The sequence below is a fragment of the Streptomyces sp. NPDC003248 genome (assembly GCF_055563235.1).
On the sequence record NZ_JBVHDT010000007.1, the window covers coordinates 27,690 to 49,705 of the forward strand.

At 73.5% G+C, this 22,016-nt stretch carries 1 protein-coding gene (only partly in view); it reads right to left on the reverse strand.

Annotated elements, in window-relative coordinates; genetic code table 11:
• Positions 1-22,016, reverse strand: partial view of a WXG100-like domain-containing protein gene (locus tag ACZ3KJ_RS18370; RefSeq protein ID WP_467528124.1) — the 3' portion only. 18,361 nt of this gene lie beyond the right edge of the window; the window shows 22,016 of its 40,377 coding nt (coding positions 18,362-40,377); the start codon falls outside the window, past its right edge; its stop codon occupies positions 1-3.

Consider the following 22,016-nt stretch of genomic DNA (forward strand, 5'->3'; position numbering starts at 1 on the left):
CTACTGCCCCACCGGTCGCGCCGACAGCCTGCTCTGGTACCGGGGCACGAACGAGAACCCTCCCAGTCCCGCGTCCACTCCGACCGAGTCGGCGGCCATGGCCAGAACGACGGGCAGTGCCTCGGCCGGCTCCGGCTCCGGCACCCCGGACTCCGCGTAGCGCGACGCGACCCACGACCACAGCCCCTCCCAGGTGAGCGGTTCCCGGTCGCCCGTGGCCGCCCGCCGCACCAGGTCCATCGCCCGGAAGCCCTGCAACAGCGCTGCGAGCGCCGGACGGTCGTCCTCCAGGTGGGGCCCGTAGACCAGGCGGACGGCGCGCAGCCAGCGCAGCACGTCCTCCGCGCGGCGCGGGTCCCCCGTCACCTCGGCCGCCCACCGGGCGAGCTGCGGACGTGACGGCTCCGGACGGAAGCCGGCCCACCGGTCCCCGTCGGGCAGCTGGAACCGCGCCGGCAGGTTCCGTCCCGGATCGGCCAGCGCGATCAGCGGCTCCTGGCCGCCGGCGGTGGTCCACACCTCACGGGCCCAGTAGTCGGACAGCAACTGACCGGCGACCGGCCGCACCAGCGGGTCGTGCCCCGGCTCCCCCGCCACGTCGGCCCCCATGACGAGCGCCGCGGTGCCGGGCGGCAGCGTGGTCAGCACCGGATCCGCGGCGAACAGGAAGTCGACGATCCGGTGGTAGTCGAACGCCTTCGTGGCACCGTTCGTCAGCACCAGCTCCGCGCTCCGGCCGTCACCCCGCAGCCCGACGATGTACGCCTCGCCGAACGGCAACGCCTGCGGAACGCTCTCCGCCACCGCCCCGGCAGCGGCCCCGGGCACCGGCCGTACCAGGGTGAACTGCCGCGCGAACGGCAGCAGGCTGTAGGTGTCCTGGCGATCGTCCCAGACCGAACGGGAGGAGAAGCCCACCGGCTTCCCGTCCGGTCCCGGGTGCGTCGTCCTCCGGATCTGCTCCAACGGTGTCCGCGCGCCGTCCACCGCGACGACGTGCGGGCGCCAGTACCGCTCGGCGAAGGGTTCGGGGGGCTGGGCGAGCAGCGGGAGGGCGTCGCGGGCGGCCTCGACGACGCGGAGGCGCGGGTCCTGCGGGTCCGGTGACGGGCCGAGGAGGATGCGCGCGTCCTCGACGAGCTGTCGCAGACGCTCCCCGTCGTGGAACGGAACTCCGACGGCGTAGGCACCCAGCGCCTCCGCGATGCCGAACAGGTCGAGAAGGACGGACTGCTGCTCGATCACGTTGCGCAGCGACGAAGTGTTCTGCCCCATCAGTTCGATCAGGGGAGCGAACGCCCGGACCACCGGATGGCCGGTGATGTGTGTGATCGAGTCACGCAGGACGTCGTCGGGCAGCGGGGCCGGGAAGTCCCTCGCCCGCTGGTAGGTCCTGCGGCTCAGGGCGGAGAACTCGGCGACGGCCCTCCGTATCTCCTGCGGGTCCATCAGCTGCTTGCCGAACGAGATGTGCCGCAGCTCCGCCAGCGCGAGCGGGATGCCCAGGTCGCCGTGGACGTCCAGCTGCTGGTAGTCCTCGTCGTTCATGTCGACGGTCGCCGTGTGCGAGACGGTCTTCCCCTCGGAGGTGCGCCCCGTCAGCGCGGCGTAGGTGTGCTCGAGCGGGCTCGGCAGGACCCCGGAGCCGGTGAAGGAGAAGCCGGGGGGGACGGGCTCCTCCCTGAAGAAGCCGGCGGGGACGGGCTCCTCCCGGCGAAGCACCCGCCGGTACATCTCCAGAACCCGTGCCAGCTCGTTCTCCAGACCAGCGGTGATCCTGTCGTACGCCTTGTCGAAGAACGTCCGTGAGCGGGGCCGTGTGGCCTGAAGGACGCGGTCGAGCGGAGACCTGGACGCCGCGGGGAGGAGGTTCTTCAGAAGCGTGGTCCGCGGCCAGACGACGGCGTTCGGACGTACGGCGACGTGGTTGAACGACCACCACGCGTATCCCCAGACGTCGTCGACATCCGGGACGACGGTGAGGAAGGGGAGCATCTTGTGCAGGGTGGCCACGTCCCAGCCGTCCCCCATGAAGTCCTTGACGAACTGCGTGGCGACCCTGTGGCCGAACGCCCTGCCTGCCATGATCAGGGCTCCGAGATCCATGTTGGAGCCCAGCCGTCGTGCCGTGGCGTCCTGGAGCTCCCTGAGGCCGACGACCGGGGTACCCGGGGTCATCTGCAGGTAGGTACGGCGGCCGTCGGCCAGAGGGCTGGGCTGGACCATGACTCTGCTGGTGAACTCGGTGTGCTCCCATCCCGGGAGGGTCGACAGGATCTCAGTGAGCGGCACGGGCTTCCTCCGGCGGTCCGGGGCCTCCAACGCGCTCTGGAGGCGTTCCAGCCCCTCCACCATCTCCTCGACGGACGGCCTCTGCTCCTCCTCCCTCACACCGCCCGGCTCGGTGACGATTTCCGCGACGAACCGCACCACCTTGCCGGGCTTGTCCGCCCCCGCCACCGTCGCCTCGGACTCCACGGCATGGAGCACCCCGGTGACGGGATGACGCCAGAACTGCTGGGCGTCCGTAACGATCTTGATCCCGGGGCCCTTGGCCAGCAGCGCCTTCTGGAAAGGCGGCGTCTGACCGGGGCCGGTGCTGATCTCCAGCGGACGGCGCTCCTCGGCCTCCAGGCCGAGCGCGTTCCGGTGTTCCGGCGCGGGGCGGGCCGGCTGCCGCGCCGGAGCTTTGGTGACGGGTGTCTGCTCCTGGGGCGCCCGCCCCCCGGGCAGCGCGGAGACGAAGCCCGTGGGGCTGCCGTCGGGCCGCTCGTGGGTGTGCAGCCGGGCCGGTTCGTCCCGGGTGGCGGGGGTGACCGACACATCGCCCGTGGGTACGTGCGCCGCGAGGCCGGTGACCTGCCGGATGCGGCGCGCGACCGCCTTCACCTCGTCCTCCGTCGCGCCGGCCTTGCACGAGGTCACCAGGATGTCCGTGGCGTCCGCCGGGAGCCGGTCCCTCATGACGGCCAGCAGGCCGTCGGTGTCGAAGTCGACGGTCCGGCCCTTCTCGGCGGCGCCCCGGAAGCCCTCGCCGGTGCCGTGCGAGCCCCACACGGCCACCCTCGCGCCGGGCGGCAGGGGAAGCCTGCGCACCGTGCTCACCAGCCGGCCGTCACCGTCCCGCCGCCACTGGACGTACTCCCGCATGCCGGGCACGTCGCGGTGTGCTTCCCGGCGCGCCGCGGCGTTCTGATCGGTGAACGACGTCAGCCCCGCGTCCCGCCCGTCGCGGTCCTTGAGCCTCTCCACCCGCACCAGCGAACGCAGCAGGTGCCGCTCCGGATCGGCGATGACCCCGGCGGCCAGCATCCGCTCGGCCGACTCGCGGGTCATCCGGACCGGAACGGGGTGCGCGATCGGCACGTCCACCTCGGCCCGGGGGGCGCGGACCCCCATCGGGTGCGCGACCGCGTCGCGCTTGCGGCCGACCAGCCTCAGGTCGACGGTGAACTGCACCAGCGCCGACGGCCCCTTGAAGACCAGGACGGCGTCGTTCCCGGCGGCCCGCTGGCTGGTCTCGCCGGTGCCGCCGCCGGCCGAGCGGAAGGGCGCGGGCTGGTAGTCGTGGACCTGGTGCACCCCGAAGTTGATGAAGCCCGGCAGCGGCACGCCCTGTCCGACGGTGGTCTGGGCGCCGTCCCGGGCGCCGGCCTCCCCTCTTTGGTTCTGCCGCATGGCGCCGGGGGCGCCGCCGGCCGCCACCTCGAATTCGGCCGTCTCACCCGCGCCGAGCACTTCGCCGCCGGTGAGGCGCGCGTGCAGGGTGATGTCCAGGCCCTCGGTCCCGAGGAACCTCTTGACGAACGCCTGCGGCAGGGGCAGCCCGGTGGCGGCCAGCGCGGGCAGCGCCGACTGCAGCCACTCCGTCGAGACCTCCTCACGGATGAGGTGCGCCCCCGTCGTGCCGGTGGTGCCGAAGTCCGACGAGGCGCCCAGCTTCCGGGCCAGGTCGACGATCCCCGCCCGCACCAGCGGGGCTCCCTTGAAGCCGTTGGCCTGTGCCTCCCAGGGCAGCCGCGCTCCCGGGGCCCGCCACTGCGCCAGCGGGACCGGCGGTGCGGTGCGGTCCCCCGCCGCGGGCAGGGCCCGCGGCGGGCGCAGTCCGGCGAGCGCCCGCAGATCCGACTCGGGGATCCCGAACCGCAGGTAGCGGTCGTCCTCGGCCGGCGAGCCGTCCTCCGCGGCGGGGGGCGGCGCCAGCTCCACCGAGACGATCGGCTCCGCGTCCCCCGGAAGTTTCCCGCGGTACAGCTCCAGCCGCGCGGACACCGGGATGCGGAGCCTGACCATGCCGGCCTCGCCGGGAATCCTCGTCGTCACGCCCGTCGCGAGGGCCCGGCGCACCGTGTCGGCGAGGGACCGCTGGCCGGACGTCCCGACGAGGGGCACGCCGGCCACAAGGCCCGAGGCCGGCGAGACGGAGCCGGCGGCGATCAGGGGGACGTCGAGGCCCGGTCCCCGGCTCTCCGCCCCGGTGGACGCGTGGTCGAGCACGGCCTTGGTCGCGTAGCCGATCCGGCGCTCCCGCGCGGGGCGGCCGTCGAAGGTGCCGTCCCGCCGGTCCAGCACCAGCTGTGCCCAGTAGGCGTCCCGGCCCCTGCTCTGCCGGAACAGCTCCACGCCCACGCCGCCGTCGTCCAGGCCGGCCAGCAGCCCCACGGCGCCGTCGAGCAGCGTCGCGAGGCGCACGGTGTTGTGCCGCCTGTCGTCCAGCAGCCGCGTGGGCAGCAGGTCCTCGGTGAACTCCGCGCCGAGGGTCTTCAGCAACTCCTTCCGCAGCGCGGGCAGCAGCCGTCCGAAGCCGGGCGGCTGCTCCACCGCGCCGAGCCCCAGCGGCAGGCCGGCCGCCAGCACCAGCCCGGCGGCGGGGTCGGCCGCCACGGGCCCGGTCGGCGTGGTCCGCGCCACAGGCCCAGCAGGCGTGGTCCGCACCACGGACGCGGCCGGCGTGGTCCGCGCCACGGGCTCGGCAGCGGTGCCGCTTCCCTTCACCGCCCCGGCCGGAGCCGCGGCGGACGGCACCGGAGCAGCCGTGTTCGCGGCCGCGGGCCCGGCCGTGTCCCCGGTCTCCGTCGCGGCGGTGGTCCCGGGTGCCCGCGGAGCCGCCCCCTTCGCCCGCAGGCGCTCGTCGATCTGCGGGCCGAGGCCCATCTCCCGCGCGTGCTCCTCGGTCACCAGCGCGGCGACCGCCCGGGACAGCAGCCGGCCGCCGGTCCGCAGCCGTCCGGAGCCCATGCCCGCCTTCGCCTCGACGGCCATCAGGACCTCCAGGTCGCCCTGGACCAGCACCAGCCGCTCGTCGTCACCGGTGGAGCCGATCCGGCCGACCGTGCCCAGCGTGGTGAGCGAGTCCTGCGAGGACTTGCCGAGGACGTAGTTGGGGGCCAGGCCGCCCAGCACGAACGAGACGCCGTAGGGGGCTCCGGCTCCGCCGCCCATCAGCGAGACCGTCGCCGACCTGCTCGCGCTCCGGACGCCGGCGGTCTGGTGCCCTCCGGTGATCCACCGTTCGGTGGGCGGCCCGTCGACCACTTCCACCACCGAGGGTCTGATCACGTGGAAGCGGGTGCCGACGGCCCCGCTCAGCGTGCCCAGCCTGCGCTGGTAGCGCAGGTCGTCGACCACCCAGGCGCCGTTGGCCCCACGCGCCAGGCCGGCCGGGAGCGAGTCCGGGCTGAAGTCCTCCTCCAGCCACAGCGCGGGGTCCAGGGCCGGCACCGCGAGCGCCTCGTCGCCGCCCGCGGCTTCGGCCAGCAACTGCTGCGCCAGCTCGCCGATCTCCGCTCCGTCGCCCACGATCTCCAGGGCGAGCCACTCCTTCAGCGCCTGCTTGCCGGGCGTGGGGGCCGCCCACGCCGGGTCGTGCATCGTCGGGATGCCGTCCAGTTCCGGTACCGGTATCGCGACGGTCTCCGCGGCGATGTGCGGCAGGTGCTGCTGGGCCAGGCCGAACGTGAGGGCGGTCGGGGTCGTCAGCCGTGCCGGAACCGGGTCCACGTGCAGCGGCCGCACGCCGTCGGCCGCGCCCGGGACGGCGCCGGTGCGGGCGATCGTCGTCACCGGCGGTGTCTGCCGGCCCGGCCGGCCCGGAAGCAGTTGTCGCTGCCAGGTCCTGGGGAGCCGGACGGAGGTGACCTCCACGTCGAAGGCCAGCGAGGCGTCGAACGCGCTCGTGGCGCTCGTCCCGCCGGTCAGCCACCGGTTCTCCGTGCTCGACCCCGCCTGGCCTGCGCGGCTGCGGGACGCGCCGAGCGCCGCGGCGAAGGTCGTGTACAGGTGTCCGGGGACCGCCTTGAACGACAGCGTTCCCACCAGTGAGACACCTTCCTGGGCGCTGCCACCGCTCTGCACGCTGTGGGCCGACCAGGCGGCCCTGCGGCTCTTGAAGTCCGCGACGTCCCCCACGTGCCGGGGATCGGTGACCAGCCGGCCCCGGACGCGTACCAGGACGTATTCGTTCACGTCCCAGCCCTTGCGGCGCAGCCGCACCGGGATGCCCCGGCCGAAGAGGTGGCCCTTGCGCGCGCTCAGGCTGGAGGGCGACAGCGCGGTGGTCAGGGCCCGGTGGTTGCGGCGTTGCCGGACCAGGTCGAGCACCGGGTCCCAGCGGTCGGCGCGGTTGGCGTCGGCGAAGCCGGGCAGGAATCCGGCCAGCCGGGGGTCGTCGGCGAACAGCTCCTCGATCCGCCGGACCAGCTCGGTGGTGTCCACTTTGGACAGTGCCACGCTCGCGCTCGTCGGCCCGAACGGCAGGAACCGCTCGTGACCCGGGTCCCGCAGGAAGGGCGGGACCGCCGACGGGTCGCCGGGCACCTTCAGGCCCAGCGACACCGCCTCGTCGGGACGCAGGGCCAGCCAGGCGGTCACGTCCTTGTACGCAGGCCCGTCGCCGCGCCCCGCCCGCATGGCGGTGGAGCGTACGCCCGTGCCCTGCACCCAGATCCGCGCCCGGACCCGGTAGACGATCCGCTTGCCGGTGATCTGCTTGCCGTACGCCGTGGTGACGGTGGACGCCGAGGAGATCGTCCGGCTCGCCGACGACGACGCCCCCGGCCGCAGGGCCAGCCGTACCCGGGGGCCGCCCTTGTCGAGCCCCAGGCCGACGGCCGGGCCGAGTCCGAGGTCGCCGCCGACGCCGCGGCTGGTGTCCACCGTCCGCTGCCGGCTGGACTGCTGTTGCGGTTGGGACAGCGTGTCGCCGAGGACGAAGGCGGGGGCCATCCTGACGATGTCGGCACGCGCCCGGTAGGCGCCCATCACGCTGTTGTTGGCGCTGACCAGGTCCTCGGAGTCGGTCCAGCCGTCGAAGTAGGCGGGCAGGTCCCTCGTCAGGCGGTCCGCGGTGCCGGCGTCGAACGCGGCGGACCTGCCGCGGGATCCGGGCGCGGTGACCGCGGGGTGGGTCACCGAACGGATGACGTCGAAGAGTCCACCACCGCCCTCGTACTGGCCGCCCGTGTCGGTCACCGCGAGCACGTCCAGCGACTCCGCGGACCGCACGGCGCGCGCGAGGCCGTCGGAGAGCGGCTCCAGCGGGGCCTTCCAGGGCGTCGGGATCAGGTGCTGGACGGGAACCCGGGCGGTCACCGTGCCGCCGCTGGTCACGGTCCGGGCCGCGCCGCCCCCCGCTTTCCGTACCCGCAGCGTCAGGGTCACCTTGCGCGGAATGTCGACCGTGCCGCCCGTGCTGACCTGCTGGTGCGCGTTCACCACGGTCTCGTTGGCGGTGACCTGCCGCGACGTCTGGTCGAACGCCAGGTTCACCGCCGCGGTGCCGCCGGCGAGCAGCCCCGGTGCCGGTGTCGGCAGCAGGACGGTGGCGGCCCCCTTCAGCCCCCAGCCGTGCGTCGACTTCCGCGAGCGCGAGATGGCCGACGAGGTGGTGTGCGCGCTCCCCACTTCGGATTTCTCGCCCTCTTCCTCCTCGGCCAGGACGACCAGCGGCAGGATCTCGTCGTCCGCGCGGGTGAGGGAGACCGTCACGTCGTACCAGCCGTCCCCGCCGCGGACCTGGTGGGGAACGCCCTCGCCGAGGTAGGCGTCGGTGCGCGCCGCCAGATCGTCCACGATCGGCTCGGGGTCACCGCCGTCGGTCAGCGATCTCACCCGGTCGGAGACCCATTCCAGCCCGGACCTGTCCGGACCGTGCAGATGGGCCACCCCGGGGGCGCGCATCTGTTCCAGGTAGGGGGGCATCCGGTAGCGGCCGTCGGGCAGCCGGGTGACGGGCGCGGTGCCCGCGGTCGTCCCGGTTTGCTGCCGCGGACGCACGTCCGCAGTCGCCCCGACCCCCTGCCGCGGACGCGCGTCCCGGGCGTCCACCGGATCGCCGGTCACCTCGCGGGCCGGGGCGGGACGCGGGACCTGCACCGGCACCCGCTCCCCGGTCTGCGGTTCCCGGACGCCGGTGCCGTTGCGGAAGCCGGCGTCGGGGTAGGCCACCCCGGCGCCGGGCGCGGCCTGCTCGTCCCGCGGCGCCGTCCGGGCGGCGGGAGCGCCGTCCTGCGACGCCGGGGACGGCACCCCGGTGTCGGCGGCCGGGGGCGCGGTCTGTGCCGCGGGACCCCCCTCCTCGATCGACGGCGAGGCTTCCGCGGCGGTGGCGACGGCCCGGACTACGTCGAGGGCCTCCTCCAGCGGGGCGGTGGGCGCCTCGGTCGTCTCCAGCACCTCGTACGGGTCGCCCTGGGCGTCCGTGGCCGGCCGGACCAGCACGGGGACGAGGTCGGTCGGCTCGGCGTACCTGACCTGCGGCCGGCTCGGGTCGTGGGCCAGCGGGGTGAAGTCCCGGGCCGAGGAGTCCACCACCCGCACCACGACACGGTGCCACCCCGGCGGCACGTCCTCCAGTGCTGCCAGGGCCGCCTCCTCGTCCGGCCACACCTCCTGGAACCGCCGCACCGTCAGCCCCGTCAGGTTCGCCACGGCCCCCCGGTCCGGGACCGGGACGGCGTAGTACCCGGGACGGTTCACCGGGGGCAGCAGCGTCAGGCCCTCGACCGTCATCCCCACATGCAGGGGAATCTGGTCGCTCAGGACGTCGGCGACCTCGAGGGCGCGGTCAAGCATCTCCTGGTGGATCTCGGAGTACCTGGTACTCCGCGGATCCTCCTTCTGCAGGTCCGCCGCCTCCTTCAGCAGGTCCGCCAGGTCCTCGTCCTGCTTCAGCAGCGGCGGAAGCGCCGGCGTGCCGCCGGGCTCCATCGCCCGGTCGATCATCTCGGTGACCAGCTGCCCCAGCCGCCCGGTCCGCCTGTCCGGACGCAGGTCCTCCAGGCCGGCGTCCAGCAGCGGCCGGTGGGAGTCCTCACTGAACAGGTACAACGCGTCGACGTGGGCCGCGTCCAGACGGTCCAGCGGAAGACCCAGGCCGGCACCGCCCCAGGCACGGGCCGCCACGTGCCGGGCCGCCCACTCGGCGTAGTACCGCCAGTGGGGAGGACGCAGCTGGTCCGCCAGGTCCCCCGCGGGCAGTCCCTCGCGCGGCGCGAACATCGTGTCGGCCAGACCGTACAGGTGCACCCCGCCGCCGGCCAGCGCGGCGTTCAGGGCGGCCTCGTTCCGGCTCATCTTCGACGCCTTCAGATCCGCCAGCAGGTTCACCAGCGGATAGCCCTGGCTCAGCCCCCAGCCGAACACACCCTTCACATACGCCGGGAACTGGTCGGCGGGCAGCTTCAGCGACCGGTACATGGGGTAGAACCCCCGCGTACTGGGGACCGGGTCCACGCTGGTGTGGATCCCGCGCTGTTCCCGGATCCGCGACATTCCGGACTCGTCGTCCGCCAGCGAGCTCCACTCGTCCGGGTACCTGTCGGCCTCGGCCTTCTGGACGACCGTCAGCAGGTCCACCAACGGCACCGCCGGATCGTGGGGATCGAACGGCAGCTTGAGTTCGGGGTCGGCGGCGGCCAGCGCCTCCACCACCCGCCGCATCACCGCCCGCACGGCACCGTCCTGCCGCAGCCGCCGGCCCAGCGCCCACTCGTAGTCCTCCGCGATGTCGAACCAGAGGAGGTCGTCCCCGAGGCGGTAGCGCCCCGACTGACCCGCGAAGTACGGGTCGGTCACGTTCTTCGGAGCCGGGACCACCGCGCCCCGCGGCCGGAACTCCACCAGTTTGGCCTCCGGCTCCGCACCCCAGCCCGGGTACAACAGCCCCACGAAGTCGGAGCCGGCCATGCCCATGCCCACGACCGTGTTTCCGGCGAAGGCGACACGCTGGGGGGGATGCTGGTCGACGGACAGCTGGGCCACCGGCACCGCACCGGGGCGCTCGCCGCCCACCGAGCACTCCCACTGCAGCAGCGGGGTGTCGTCGGGTATTCCGGCCGCGGCGAGCCGCCAGGCCGTCTCCCGGCCGAACTGGGAGCCGCCCACCTGCTTGCCCCAGCCGAAACGGCCCACCACGAAGAACGCGTGCTTGTTGCCGTGCGCCGCGTCCACCACGAACCGGACCGGCCCGCCCGTCTGACCCGCCGCCGGCGGCCACGCCTGGAGCGGGCCGAACTGGCTGTTCTCCGAGTCGTAGACCTTGAGGCCCTGGACACGGAGGAAAGCCGCGAAGTCGTTCCTGCGCTCAGTGATGTCCCGCTGATTGTGGCTCTCGAAACCGATCAGGCCCTGCGGTGACCTGATCCCGCGGAACAGGATCTCGTTGTTCCAGGGGACCGGTGAGTGCGGCTGCGGTTCCTCGGTCGTGATCACATGCGAGTACCACTGGCCTGTCCTCCCGGCCCTCCGGTAGCCGGCGGGCCTGACGACCCGCAGGGAGAGCGGACCGGGGGACTGGACCGCGCGCTTCCCGGGGTCCGGGGAGAAGATCGCCGTGCTCCGCGGCGACAGCGGCTTGTCGACCTGCAGCAGCACCGGATGCCTGGTGGGAAATCGCTCGGCCAGGTAGCGCAACTGCTCCTCGGCGGCCGCGAGGTCCGACGTCCCATGCTCGAACGCCGGTCTGACTATCACCTGGCCCTTGACCGCGTCCGGCTTCGCTCCCCCGAACAGGGGACCGGGCAGCACCGCGAAGTAGTACACCGGGCCCCTGTCGGCCTCCTCGGCGGGCAGCAGGTCCAGCGCCTCCTCGGCCATCGCCGCATGACCCCGCACCTCGGACAACAGCCGTACGTCCGCGGCATCGGCGAAGGCTTCGACCGCCGCCCTCACCTCGTCCGGGGAAGCGCCCCGGCCGAGCACGTCCCGGATACCACCGTCCCGCAGCATGAGCAGCGGCCACGTCGTACGGTCGGCGGGATCCGCCAGCTCACCCGCCCGGCGGATCCGCTCCTGCAACTGACCGGGGGTGACGGCGCCGATGAGCCGCGCATCGGGTCCGGCGGCGAGCGCCAACGCCATGGAATGCGCCGGCTGCATCCGCCGGAGCGACGACGGAACCGCCGGATTGCGCATCAGATCCTGCCATGCCTCCCGGCGCTGCTGCCACACCTCTTCCGCTCCGGAGCCGCCCGACGGCTGCTGGCCGAGGTTCCGCCCCAGGACTCTGATCGGGTCGGCCCACTTACCCTGGCCGGTGATCTGATTGTCCAGCAGCGGCGTCGCCGCCACCCTGTACATCTCCAGGTGCGGCATCCGCAACAGTTCGCGGATGAGTTGCGCGTCCTTCGCCGCCGTGCCCTTGCTCAACCGGTCCAGCGGGTCCAGTACGCCGTTGATCCACCCGTGGACCCGGGAGAGGTCCGTCAGCCAGGGATCGGGCTCCACCTCCCTGTCCCACACACCGGCCCGGTGCGAGGCATCCAGGAACCACTCCCACGGCAGCATGGCGCCGTCGCGCTGCACCAGCCGTCCCGCCACCGCGTCCCGGAACATCAGCGGATCACCGCCCATGATGCGCAGGTGCGGGAACACGGCCAGCAGGAGTCCCACGGAACGGAGCCGGTCGAGCTGCTGGGGCGTCAGGTCGGCGAACCCTCGGTAACCACGCTGCCTCATCACGGCGTCCCACTCGGGCCCCCGCGACTGGGGCCCGGCCGGCACCGGCAGCCGGTGACCCATCGCGTAAAACGGGGCCAGCCGCTCCAGAACCTCCATCGAATCGGCGAGCGGCCGGAGGCCGGTGGCCGTCACCCAGTCCTGGATCTCCTTCTCGACGTCAGCCGCCGCCACCGGCGCCTTGCCCAGCAGCAGCCCGGCGAAAACCGCGAAGCCCGGAGCGTTGCGGAGCCGCCCGCTGAGGTCAATGATCATGGCCTGCACAGCCTTGTGCGCGTACTGCTGCACCAACGGGTCGGCGCCCAGCGCCCGGGCGACCGCGTTGCCGTACGTGTCCGACAGGGCCAGCCAGCGGTCGCGGTCCTTGAGGAAGAAGAGCGGGAACCTCGGCAGGTGGACGGCCGGTGGCGTCGGCGGGGCCTGTCCGGCGCCGGGTGCCACAACCGGACCGGCGACCGCCTGGCCACCCTGACCGGCCGGGCCGGCGACCGCCTGACCGGCCGGGATGGTCGCGGGGACGGCCGGGGCATCGGCGGGCGGCGCCTGGAAGTGCCACTCCGAGAGGTCGGTGATGCCGCCGGCCGAGCCCTCGCGGATCGCGTCGACCGGCGCAACCGTCCCGGCGGCCTCCCCGCCGTGCGGCACCGCCGGCGCGAGGTCCCCGGACACGGCGGTCTCCCGCGGCGCCGCTCCGGCGGCGGGCGCCCGACCGGGTCCGGCGGCGCGAGCGGGCACGAAACCCGCGCCATCCGCCACGCCCTGCGTGACGGAAGGACCGGACGGGCGCCCGGACTGCGTTCCGGAAGCCGTGGGCGGCAGCGGCGCCTCCTCGGCGGTGATGACGGCCCGGACCGCGTCGAGCCCCGTCCGCGGATCGGCCGACAGCACCTCGGCCATCTCCAGCAGCTGGTAGGGGGTTCCGTCGTCGTCCGTGGCCGGCCGGTGGGAGGTGGTGTCCAGGTCCGTTGCCGCGGCGTACCTCAGCTGGCTGCGACGCGGGTCACGGGCGAGGGCGGTGTGGTCACGGGCCGAGGACCTGTCCACCTTGACCACGACGCGGCGCGCCCGGTCCGGGACGTCGCCCAGGGCGGCCAGCGCGGCAGCCGCGTCCGGGTGGACCCGTCCGCGCTCCGGCATCCTCAGGCCCGTCAGCTGTCCGGCGGCCTGCACGGTCGGAGCCACGAAGGCGAAGTAGACCGGGCCGTCGACCGGTGGCAGCAGGTCCAGGCCCTCGGTTCCCAGCCCCAGGTGCAGCGGGAGCTGGTCCCGCAGCAGCTCGGCGAGCCCGGGCGCGAGGCCCAGCATCTCGTGATGGATCTCGTGGTACCGGCCGCTGTCCGGCGCGAGACCGGCCGCCTCCGCCAGCAGGATTCGCACCCGCGGATGCTGCCGCAGCAGCAGCCCGGCTTCGGCGGGGCCACCGGCCGTGCCCATCGCACGGTCGATGTCCTCCCGCACCAGCCGCTCCAGCAGCTCCTGCCGCTCCTGCGGGGGCAGGTCCTCGGCCCCGGACTCCAGCAGCGTCCGGTCCGCCTCGGAGCTCAGCAGGTACAGCGCGCCGACGTGGGCGCGGTCCAGACGGTCCAGCGGCAGGCCGCCGCGGTCCGCCCCGCCCCAGCCGCGGACCGCGGCGTGCCGGGCCGCCCAGTCGTCGGCGCCGACCGGCTGGAACTCCGCCGGAACCGCCGGCAGCTCCTGGGAAGCGGCCAGCGACCGCACCATCCGCGACAGGCCGTCCGGCACCTGGACGCCGTGGCCGTCCTGCCCCAGCAGCCTGGTCGCCAGATCGGCGTACAGCGGCCAGTGGGGCGGGCGCAGACGCTCCGCGAGATCCCCCGGAGGCAGTCCCTCGCGCGGCGCGAACACGGTGTCGACCAGACCGTAGAGGTGCACCCCGTCACCGGCCAGCGCCGCACCGAGGGCGGCCTGGTTCCCGCTGATCCCGGACGCGTGCAGATCGGTGAGCAGCGCCGCGAGCGGATATCCGTCGGACAGCCCCCGGCCGAAGACGGCCTTCACGAACGCCGGGAAGCCGTCGCTGGGCAGTTCCAGGTCCCGGTACAGCTCGTAGAACCTGCGCGTACTGGGTATCCGCGCCTGGGGCAGGGCGATGCCGCGCTCCGACTCGAGCTGCGCGAGCTCGCGTCTGCTCTGTGCCAGCGTGGTCCATTCCCGGCCGTGTTCGCCGGTCACGGCGGCTTCGAGGATGGACATCGTCTCGTCCAGCGGCACGTCCGCCCGGCGGACGTCGAACGGCACCTCGTACCTGCCGGAGTCGGCCAGGGCCTTCATGACCCGTCGCATGACACCGGCGACGGCCGGATCGTTCGACAGGCGCTCGCCCAGTGCCTGGTCGTAGGTGTCCGCGAGGGTGAACCACCTGCGCGTTCCACCGAACCGGTAGCGGTCCGCCTGACCGGCGAAGTACGGGTCGACGGTGTTCGCCGCCACGGGTGTGGCCTCGGGGTTCCGCGGCCGGAACGGCTGGAACCGCAGCTCGCGTTCGGCCCCCCAGCCCGGGGTCATCGCCACCCAGTCGGGGGCCGTCGTGCTGGTCAGGGAGGTGTTCCCCGCGTAGGAAGTGCGCTGTTCGGGCTGCTGGTCGGCGGACAGCTGGGCGACCGGCACCGCACCGGGGCGCTGCCGGCCCACGGAACACAGCCACTGGAGAAGCGTCGTGCTCGGAGGTATCCCCGCCTCGGACAGTCGCTGGGCCGTGTCGCTGCCGTCCTGCGAACCGCTCAGGTACTTGGGGCCGAAGCGGCCGACGACGGACACCGAGTGGCGGCTGCCGTGCGAGGACTTGACGACGAACGCGGGCGGACCGCCCTGCGGGTTCCTGGCGGCGGAAAACGGCCAGGACCGGATCGGGCCGTACTCCTTCCTGCCCGTGTCGTAGAGCCGGTAGCCGTTCACCTCGGGGAAGGTCGCGAACCGCTTCCTGCGGATGGTCGAGATGTCCTGCACGGGGTGGCTCTCGAATCCGATCCAGTGCCCCTCCTCCGTCCTGATGTCACGGACGAGGACCTCTCTGTCCCACGGGACGCCGGAGTGCGGTCGCGCCAGCTCGGTCGCGAGCACGTGCGCGTGCCACCGGCCGGTTCGCTCGTCCTTTCCGTAGCCGAGCCCGTCGACCCGCAGGGAGATCGGAGTGGGGGCCTGGACCGGGCGCTTCCCGGGGTCCCGGGAGAAGACCGCCGTGTTCCGCGGCGACAGGTGCCTCCTGGCCTCCACCAGAACCGGGTGCGACTGCCACGGCCTCAACTTCTCCGCGAGGTCGTTCACCCGCTCCATCGCCACCGCACGGTCCGACGTCCCCAGTTCGAACGCGGGGATCGTCAGCGTCTCGCCCTTGACGGCGTCGGGCTGCGGCTCCTGGAACAGCAGGCCCGGCCGCACGGTCACGTAGTACACGGGACCGCCGTCCGCCGGCTCGGCCGGCAGCAGGTCCAGCGCCTCCTCGGCCAGCGCCGTGTGCGCGCGCACCTCGGCCAGCTGCGGCTCGTCCACCGCGTCGGCGAAGGCGTCGACCGCCGCCCTCACGTCGTCCGGGGAACCGTGTGCGACCGCGTCCCTGATGCCGGGGTCCTTCAGCATCCACGTCGGCCACTCCAGCGGGTCGGCGGGATCGGCCGTCACGGCCGCCCTGTGGATGAGCTGCCTCAGCCGGTCGGGCGTGAGTCCCGGTTCCATCAGCTGTGCGTCCGGTCCCGAGACCAGCGTCAGCGCCATCACGTGCGCGGTGCTCAGCCACGGGAGCGCGTCCAGTACCGCCGGATTGCGCATGAGGTCGCGCCAGGCCGCGCGGCGCTGCTCCCACAGTTCCGGCTCGGTCTCGCTCTGCCCGTGGTGGCTCAGCCCGTCCCCCAGGACGCCGAGCGGGTCGACCCAGTCGTTCTGCCCGGTGACCCCGGCGTCCAGCAGCTGCCGTGCCGCGTCGGCGAAGAACTCCAGGTGCGGCAGCCGGGCCAGCGCGGCTCCGAGCTGCGCGTCGGACGCCGCCGACCCGTGGTCCAGCCGGACCATGGGTGCGAGCGTCCCGTGGATCCACCCGTGGACCCGGGACAGGTCCGTCAGCCACGGATCGGGTTCCATCCCCTCGTCCCACACGCCCGCCCGGTGCGAGACGTCCAGGAACCACTCCCAGGGCAGCGCGCCGTCACGCGACAGGTACCGGCCCGCCAGCGCGTCGCGGAACATCAGCACCTCACCGTCGGGGACGTCGAGGTGCCGGTAGACGCCGAGCATCAACTCCACCTGGCGGGCCTGGTCCAGTTGCCCGGGCGTCAGCTCGCGGAATCCCCGGTAGCCGCGCCGCTCCATCTCGGCGTCCCACGCGGCTGTCCGCGGCCGCACGCCGACCGGCGGCATCAGCCCCTCCTCCTCCGCGTACCACGGGGCGAGCCGTTCGAAGGCGGCCATGAGGTCGTCGAAGGGCGGCGGGTTCACGGTGTCCAGCAGGCGGTCGATCTCTTCCTGGAAGTCGACTCCGCCCAACGTCTCCGAGTTCACCAGGAGACGCAGGAAGTCGTGGAGGGCGAGCGCTTCCGCCTGGCTGCCGTACTCCGCCATCTTCCCCAGGGCGGCCTGGAGTTCCTCGCGGACCCGCCCGTCGGCGGCCAGCACCCGGGCAACCGCCTTCCCGTACTCGGCCGACCGCGCCAGCCACGTGTCGCGCAGCGGACCGGTGAACCAGCCCGGGAACCTCGGCTCGTGGACGGCGGGGAACGCGGGCCCGGTCCGGCCGGCGACGGTTCCCGCGGCCGGGGCCGCGGTCGCCTGCGCACCGTGACCTGCCGTGGCCGCCGGGCGGGCCGTGACCGCCGACGGCACCTGGGCCGGGAACTGGGACGCGTCCGCCGCGTCCCCGCGGGCGGGGTTCCGTCCGATCGCGTCGGTCAGCGCGGCCCGCATCGCGGCGACCGCGGCCTCGTCCGGGCCGACGTGGGGGACGACGGCACCGCCCGTCTCCGGTGCCCGGGACGGTGCGGAGGCGCTCATGACGCCGCTCTCGGAGGGTGCGGTGCCGCCCATCCCGAGGGCAGTCTCGCCCTCCGCGGGATGAGCGGTCTCCACGATCGCGCCGAGTGCCTCCTCCGGCGGGGCCGCGGGCACCTCGACGGTCTCCAGTACCTCGTACGGATCACCGCTCGCGTCCGTGGCCGTCCTGACCTGGCCGAGGATCAGACCGGTCGGCGCGGCGTACCTGAGCCGCCGCCGGCCCGGGTCGTGGGCCAGCGGGGTGAAGTCCCGGGCCGAGGAGTCCGCCACCCGCACCACGGCACGGCGCCACCCCTGCGGCACGTCCTCCAGCGCCGCCAGGGCCGCCCGCTCATCCGGCCAGACCTCCTCGAACCGCCGCACCGTCAGCCCCGTCAGGCCCGCCGCGGTCTCCTTGTCGGGCACCGGAACGGCGTAGTACACCGGCTCGTTCACCGGAGGCAACAGGGTCAGCGCCTCGACCGCCATCCCCACGTGCAGGGGGACCTGGTCCTGCAGGAACGCGACGACGTCCTGTTCGAGGCCGCGCATCTCCTGGTGGATCTCGGCGTACCTGGCGCTCTGCGGATCCTCCCCGGCCGCCTCCTCCAGCAGGTCCGCCAGCTCCGGGTGCTGTGCCAGCAGCGGCGGAAGGGCCTGCGTGCCGCCGGGCTCCATCGCCTCGTCGATCAGACCGCCGACCAGCCGCTCGAGCCGTGTCTCACGGTCGCGAGAGGGCAGGTCCTCGACGCCGGACTCCAGCAGCGGACGGTTCGCGTCCTGGCTGAACACGTACAACGCGTCGAGGTGGGCCGTGTCCAGCCGGTCCAGCGGCAGACCCTGGCCGGCGGCGCCCCAGGCACGGACCGCGGCATGCCGGGCCGCCCACTGCGCCGGGGAGACCGCCTGCCGGAACTCCGCCGGAATCGCCGGGACCTGCTCGGACGCCGCCAGCAGACGCACCGCACGCGCCATGCCGTCCGGCACCTGGTGGACACCGCGGGTACCCGGGGAAAGCCACTTGGGCGCCTGTTCGGCGTAGTACCGCCAGTGCGGCGGACGCAGACGGTCCGCCAGGTCCCCGGCGGGCAGCCCCTCGCGCGGCGCGAACACCGTGTCGGCCAGGCCGTACACGTGCGCCCCGCCGCCGGCCAGCGCCGCACTCAGCGCCGCCTCGTTCCGGCTCATCCTCGACGCCTTCAGATCCGCCAGCAGGCCCACCAGCGGAGACCCGTTGACCAGGGACCAGCCGAACACGGCCTTCACCCACGCCTGGAAGCCGCTGCTGGGCAGTTCCAGGTCCCGGTACAGCTGGTAGTACGTCCGCGTGCTGCGGGGCCGGTGCGTGTCCAGGTTGATTCCGCGCCGTTCCCGGACTTCCGACCGGTCGAGATCGCTCTCCAGGAGCACGGTCCGCTTCGGTGGGTACCTGCCGGCCCTGGCCTGCCGGACGACCGCCATCAGGTCCTTCAGCGACACCTCGGGACTGGTGGGATCGAACGGCATCTTGAAGCCGGGGTCGGCGGCCAGCGCGTTCACCACCCGCTGCACCACCGCCCGCGCGGCGCCGTCCTGCAGCAGCCGCTCGCCCAGCGCCTCCTCGTAATCCTTCGCGATTTCGAACCAGTGTGCATCGTGCCCGAGTTGGTAGCGCCCCGCCTGGCCGGCGAAGTACGGATCGACGACGTTCCCCGGAGTCGGCACCGTCGCGCCCCGCGGCCGGAACTTCGCCAGCTGCGGTTCCTCCGCGCCCCAGCCCGGATAGAGGCCGGCATGGTCGAAGCTCCTGTGGCCCACGACCACGTTTCCCGCATAGGAGTCGCGCCGCTCGGGCTGCTGATCCGCCATCAGCTGGGCGACCGTCGCCAGGCCGGGACGCTTACCGCCCACCGAGCAGTTCCACAGCAGCAGCGGGGTGGCGCCGGGTATCCCGGCCGCGGCGAGCCGCTGGGCCGCGTCGCTGCCGAACAGGGAGGCGCTCACCTGCTGGGCCCAGCCGAAGCGGCCCACCACGAAGATCGCGTGCTTGCTGCCGTGCGCCGCCTCGAGAACGAAGGCGGGCGGGCCGCCGGGCCCTCCCTTCGCCGCCGGGATCGGCCACGGCTCCGGCGCTTTGTAGGTCTTCCCGTCCAGTTCGGCGACCTGGTAACCCTTCACCTGGGGCATGACCCTCAAGTAGTCCTCACGGGTCATGAGGTCCCGCGGAGTCAGGCTGGCGAAGCCGACCCACTCTCCCCGTCTCGTCCTGATGTCGCGGACCAGGATCTCGTTGTCCCAGGGGACCGATGAGTGCGGCTGCGGCTTCTCGTCCGTGATCACGTGGGAGAACAACAGGCCGGTGTTCTCGTCCCTCCCGTAACCGGCGGTCCTGCCGACCAGCGACAGCGGGTGGGGGGACTGCACCGTGCGCTTCGAGGGGGTCCTCGAGAAGATCGCGGTCTTCCGCAGCGACAGGTGCTTCCTGATCTCCACCAGCACCGGGTGCCACCCGGCCGGCATTCGCCCGGCCAGCCGGTTCAGTTCCCTCAGCGCCACCGCGCGGTCGGAGGACCCGCGCTCGAAGGCGGGGAACGTCCAGGTCTCCCCCTTGACGGCGTCGGGCTTCGCCCCCTGGGACACGGGACCGCGCCGCACCGTCCAGTAGTACATCGGGCCGCTGTCGGCCTCCTCGGCGAGCAGGAGGTCCAGTGCCTCCTCCGCCATCGCCGCGTGCGTCCGCACCTCGTCGAGCAGGGCCTGGTCGGCCGCGTCGGCGTAGGCGTCGACGGCCGGCTCCACGTCCGCGACGGATCCGTACGTCCTGAGCACGTCGCTGATGCCCTCGTCCCGGAGCATGAGCGCCGGCCACGTCGACCAGTCGGCGGGATCCGCCAGCTCACCGGCCCTGCGCGCGCGCTCCCTGAACTGGTCCAGGGTGAGGCCCGGCTCGAGGAACACCGCGTCCGGGCCGGAGGCCAGCAGCAACGCGACGGCATGCGCGGGCCGCATCTCCTTCATCGCTCCCGGAGCCCCGGGGTTGCGCATCAGGTCCCGCCACGCCGCACGGCGCTGCTCCCACACCTCCACGCCGGCGGCACCGGTCCACCGTTGCTGGCTCAGCGTGTTTCTGAGGACGGTGAGCGGATTCACCCAGTCACCCTGGCCGGTGATCTCCTTGCTCGCCAGCGGCAGCGCCATGGTCTCGTACAGGACCACGTGCGGCACACGCCACAGCGTGTCCCGCAGGTGCGTGTCATCCGCCAGCGTGCTCGTGGGGAACCGGGCCAGCGGGTCCAGCACCCCGTTGATCCACCCGTGGACGCGGGAGAGATCCGTCTGCCACGGATCGGGCTCCATCCCCTCGTCCCGCACGCCGGCCCGGTGCGAGGCGTCCAGGAACCACTCCCACGGCAGCATGGCGCCGTCGCGCTGCACGAGCCACCCCGCCAGCGCGTCCCGGAACGTCAGCACATCGCCGTTCGGGATCCTCAGGTGCTGGTACACCCCGAGCATGAATTCCACGAACTCGGCCTGCTCGATCTGCTGGGGTGTCAACTCGTCGAATCCGAGGTAACCGCGCCGCCGCATCGCGGCGTCCCACGCGGGCCCCCGTGACTGGGGCCCGGCCGGCTCCGGCAGCCCGTGATCGGCCGCGTACGACAGAGCCAGCCGCTGCAACGCCTCCATCGACTCGTCCAGCGGCCGGGGCCGCCCCTGCTGCGGGTACACCCAGTCATCGACTTCCCGGCGGATATCGACCCCCGCCAGCGACGTCCGGTTCAGCAGCCGCAGCAGGAAGCGGTCGTAAAGCACCGGATCGGTGCCGAACCTCCTCCCGGCGTCGACGATGATCTCCTGGACAGCGATGTGCGGGGACGGCTCCACCTCCGGGTCGGCGCCCAGTACCAGGGCGACCGCGTCGCCGTACTCCTCCGACCGCCTGAGCCAGCTGTCGCGCGACGGCCCGGTGTAGAAGACCGGGAACCTCGGTGCGTGGACCGCGGGGAAGGCCGCGGCGTCCTGCCCCGTCCCGGTGGCCGTACCCGGTCCGGCGACGGCCTGGCCACCGCCCTGTGCGGCCTGACCGGCCCGGGCAGGCGAGGGGGCCTGGGCGGACAAGGGGGTCTGGGTGGACGAGGAAACCGGGCTCGCGGCGGGCATCATCGCCAGGTCCTTCGGCCCCGGCGCCGACAGGACGGAGCCAACCCTCGGGCGTTCGGGGAGCATGCCGGCCGCGGCGGAGGCGATCCGGGCGATCACGTCCTCGCCGAGGTGGTCGCCCGGGTCGGCTTCCTCGCCGAGGGAGCCGTCCGGGTCGGCGTCCTCACCGAGGGAGCCGCCCAGGCCGGTCTCCGCACCATCGGGGGAGCCGGCCGAGTCGGCGTCCTCGCCGGCCGGGACCGCGTCCTCGGATGCCTGAGCCGAGTTCACGGCAGGGGTCCCGGCGGGGACGGCGGACTGGTCGGAGGGGACACCGTCCGCGTCGTCCATCGACGCGTCGGAGTCGGTCTCCTCCTCCTCGGAGCCGCTCTCCCTCGCGGAGTCGTCCGAATCCGATGCCATGTCGACGTCCGAGGCGCCGTCGGTGTCCGAGCTCTCCGTCACCGACGCGGAGTCGGAGCCGGATTCGGTCTCGTCCCCGGCGAAGGGAGCGGTACCGGTCGCCTCCTGGTACTCGTACGGCCGGCCCTCCGCGTCGTACAGCACTCCGCGCACCCCGATGTCGAGGTCCGCCGGGTCCGGGAACAGCACCTGTCCCAGCCGCGGATCGGCCGCGCCGAACGCCGTACGCCGGGCCGAGGAGCCGTCCACCTTCACCAGGACCCGGTGGTGGCCCGTACCCGGGTCGGTCTCGTCCAGTTCGGCGAGCACCACGGACGGGTCCGTCGAACCCGGCTGGAACGCCGGCAGGGACATCCTGTGGAGCGCGCCCCGCGGAGCCGCGCCCGGCGCCCCCGCGGCCCAGTACCCGATGTACACCGGTCCGGTCGAGCCCACGGCCGGCAGCTTCGTCAGGGCCTCGCCCAGCACGGCCAGGTGCGACGGGAGGCCGGCCCGCACCGTTCCCGTCAGTCGCCCGCCCAGTGCCAGCAGTTCCTCAC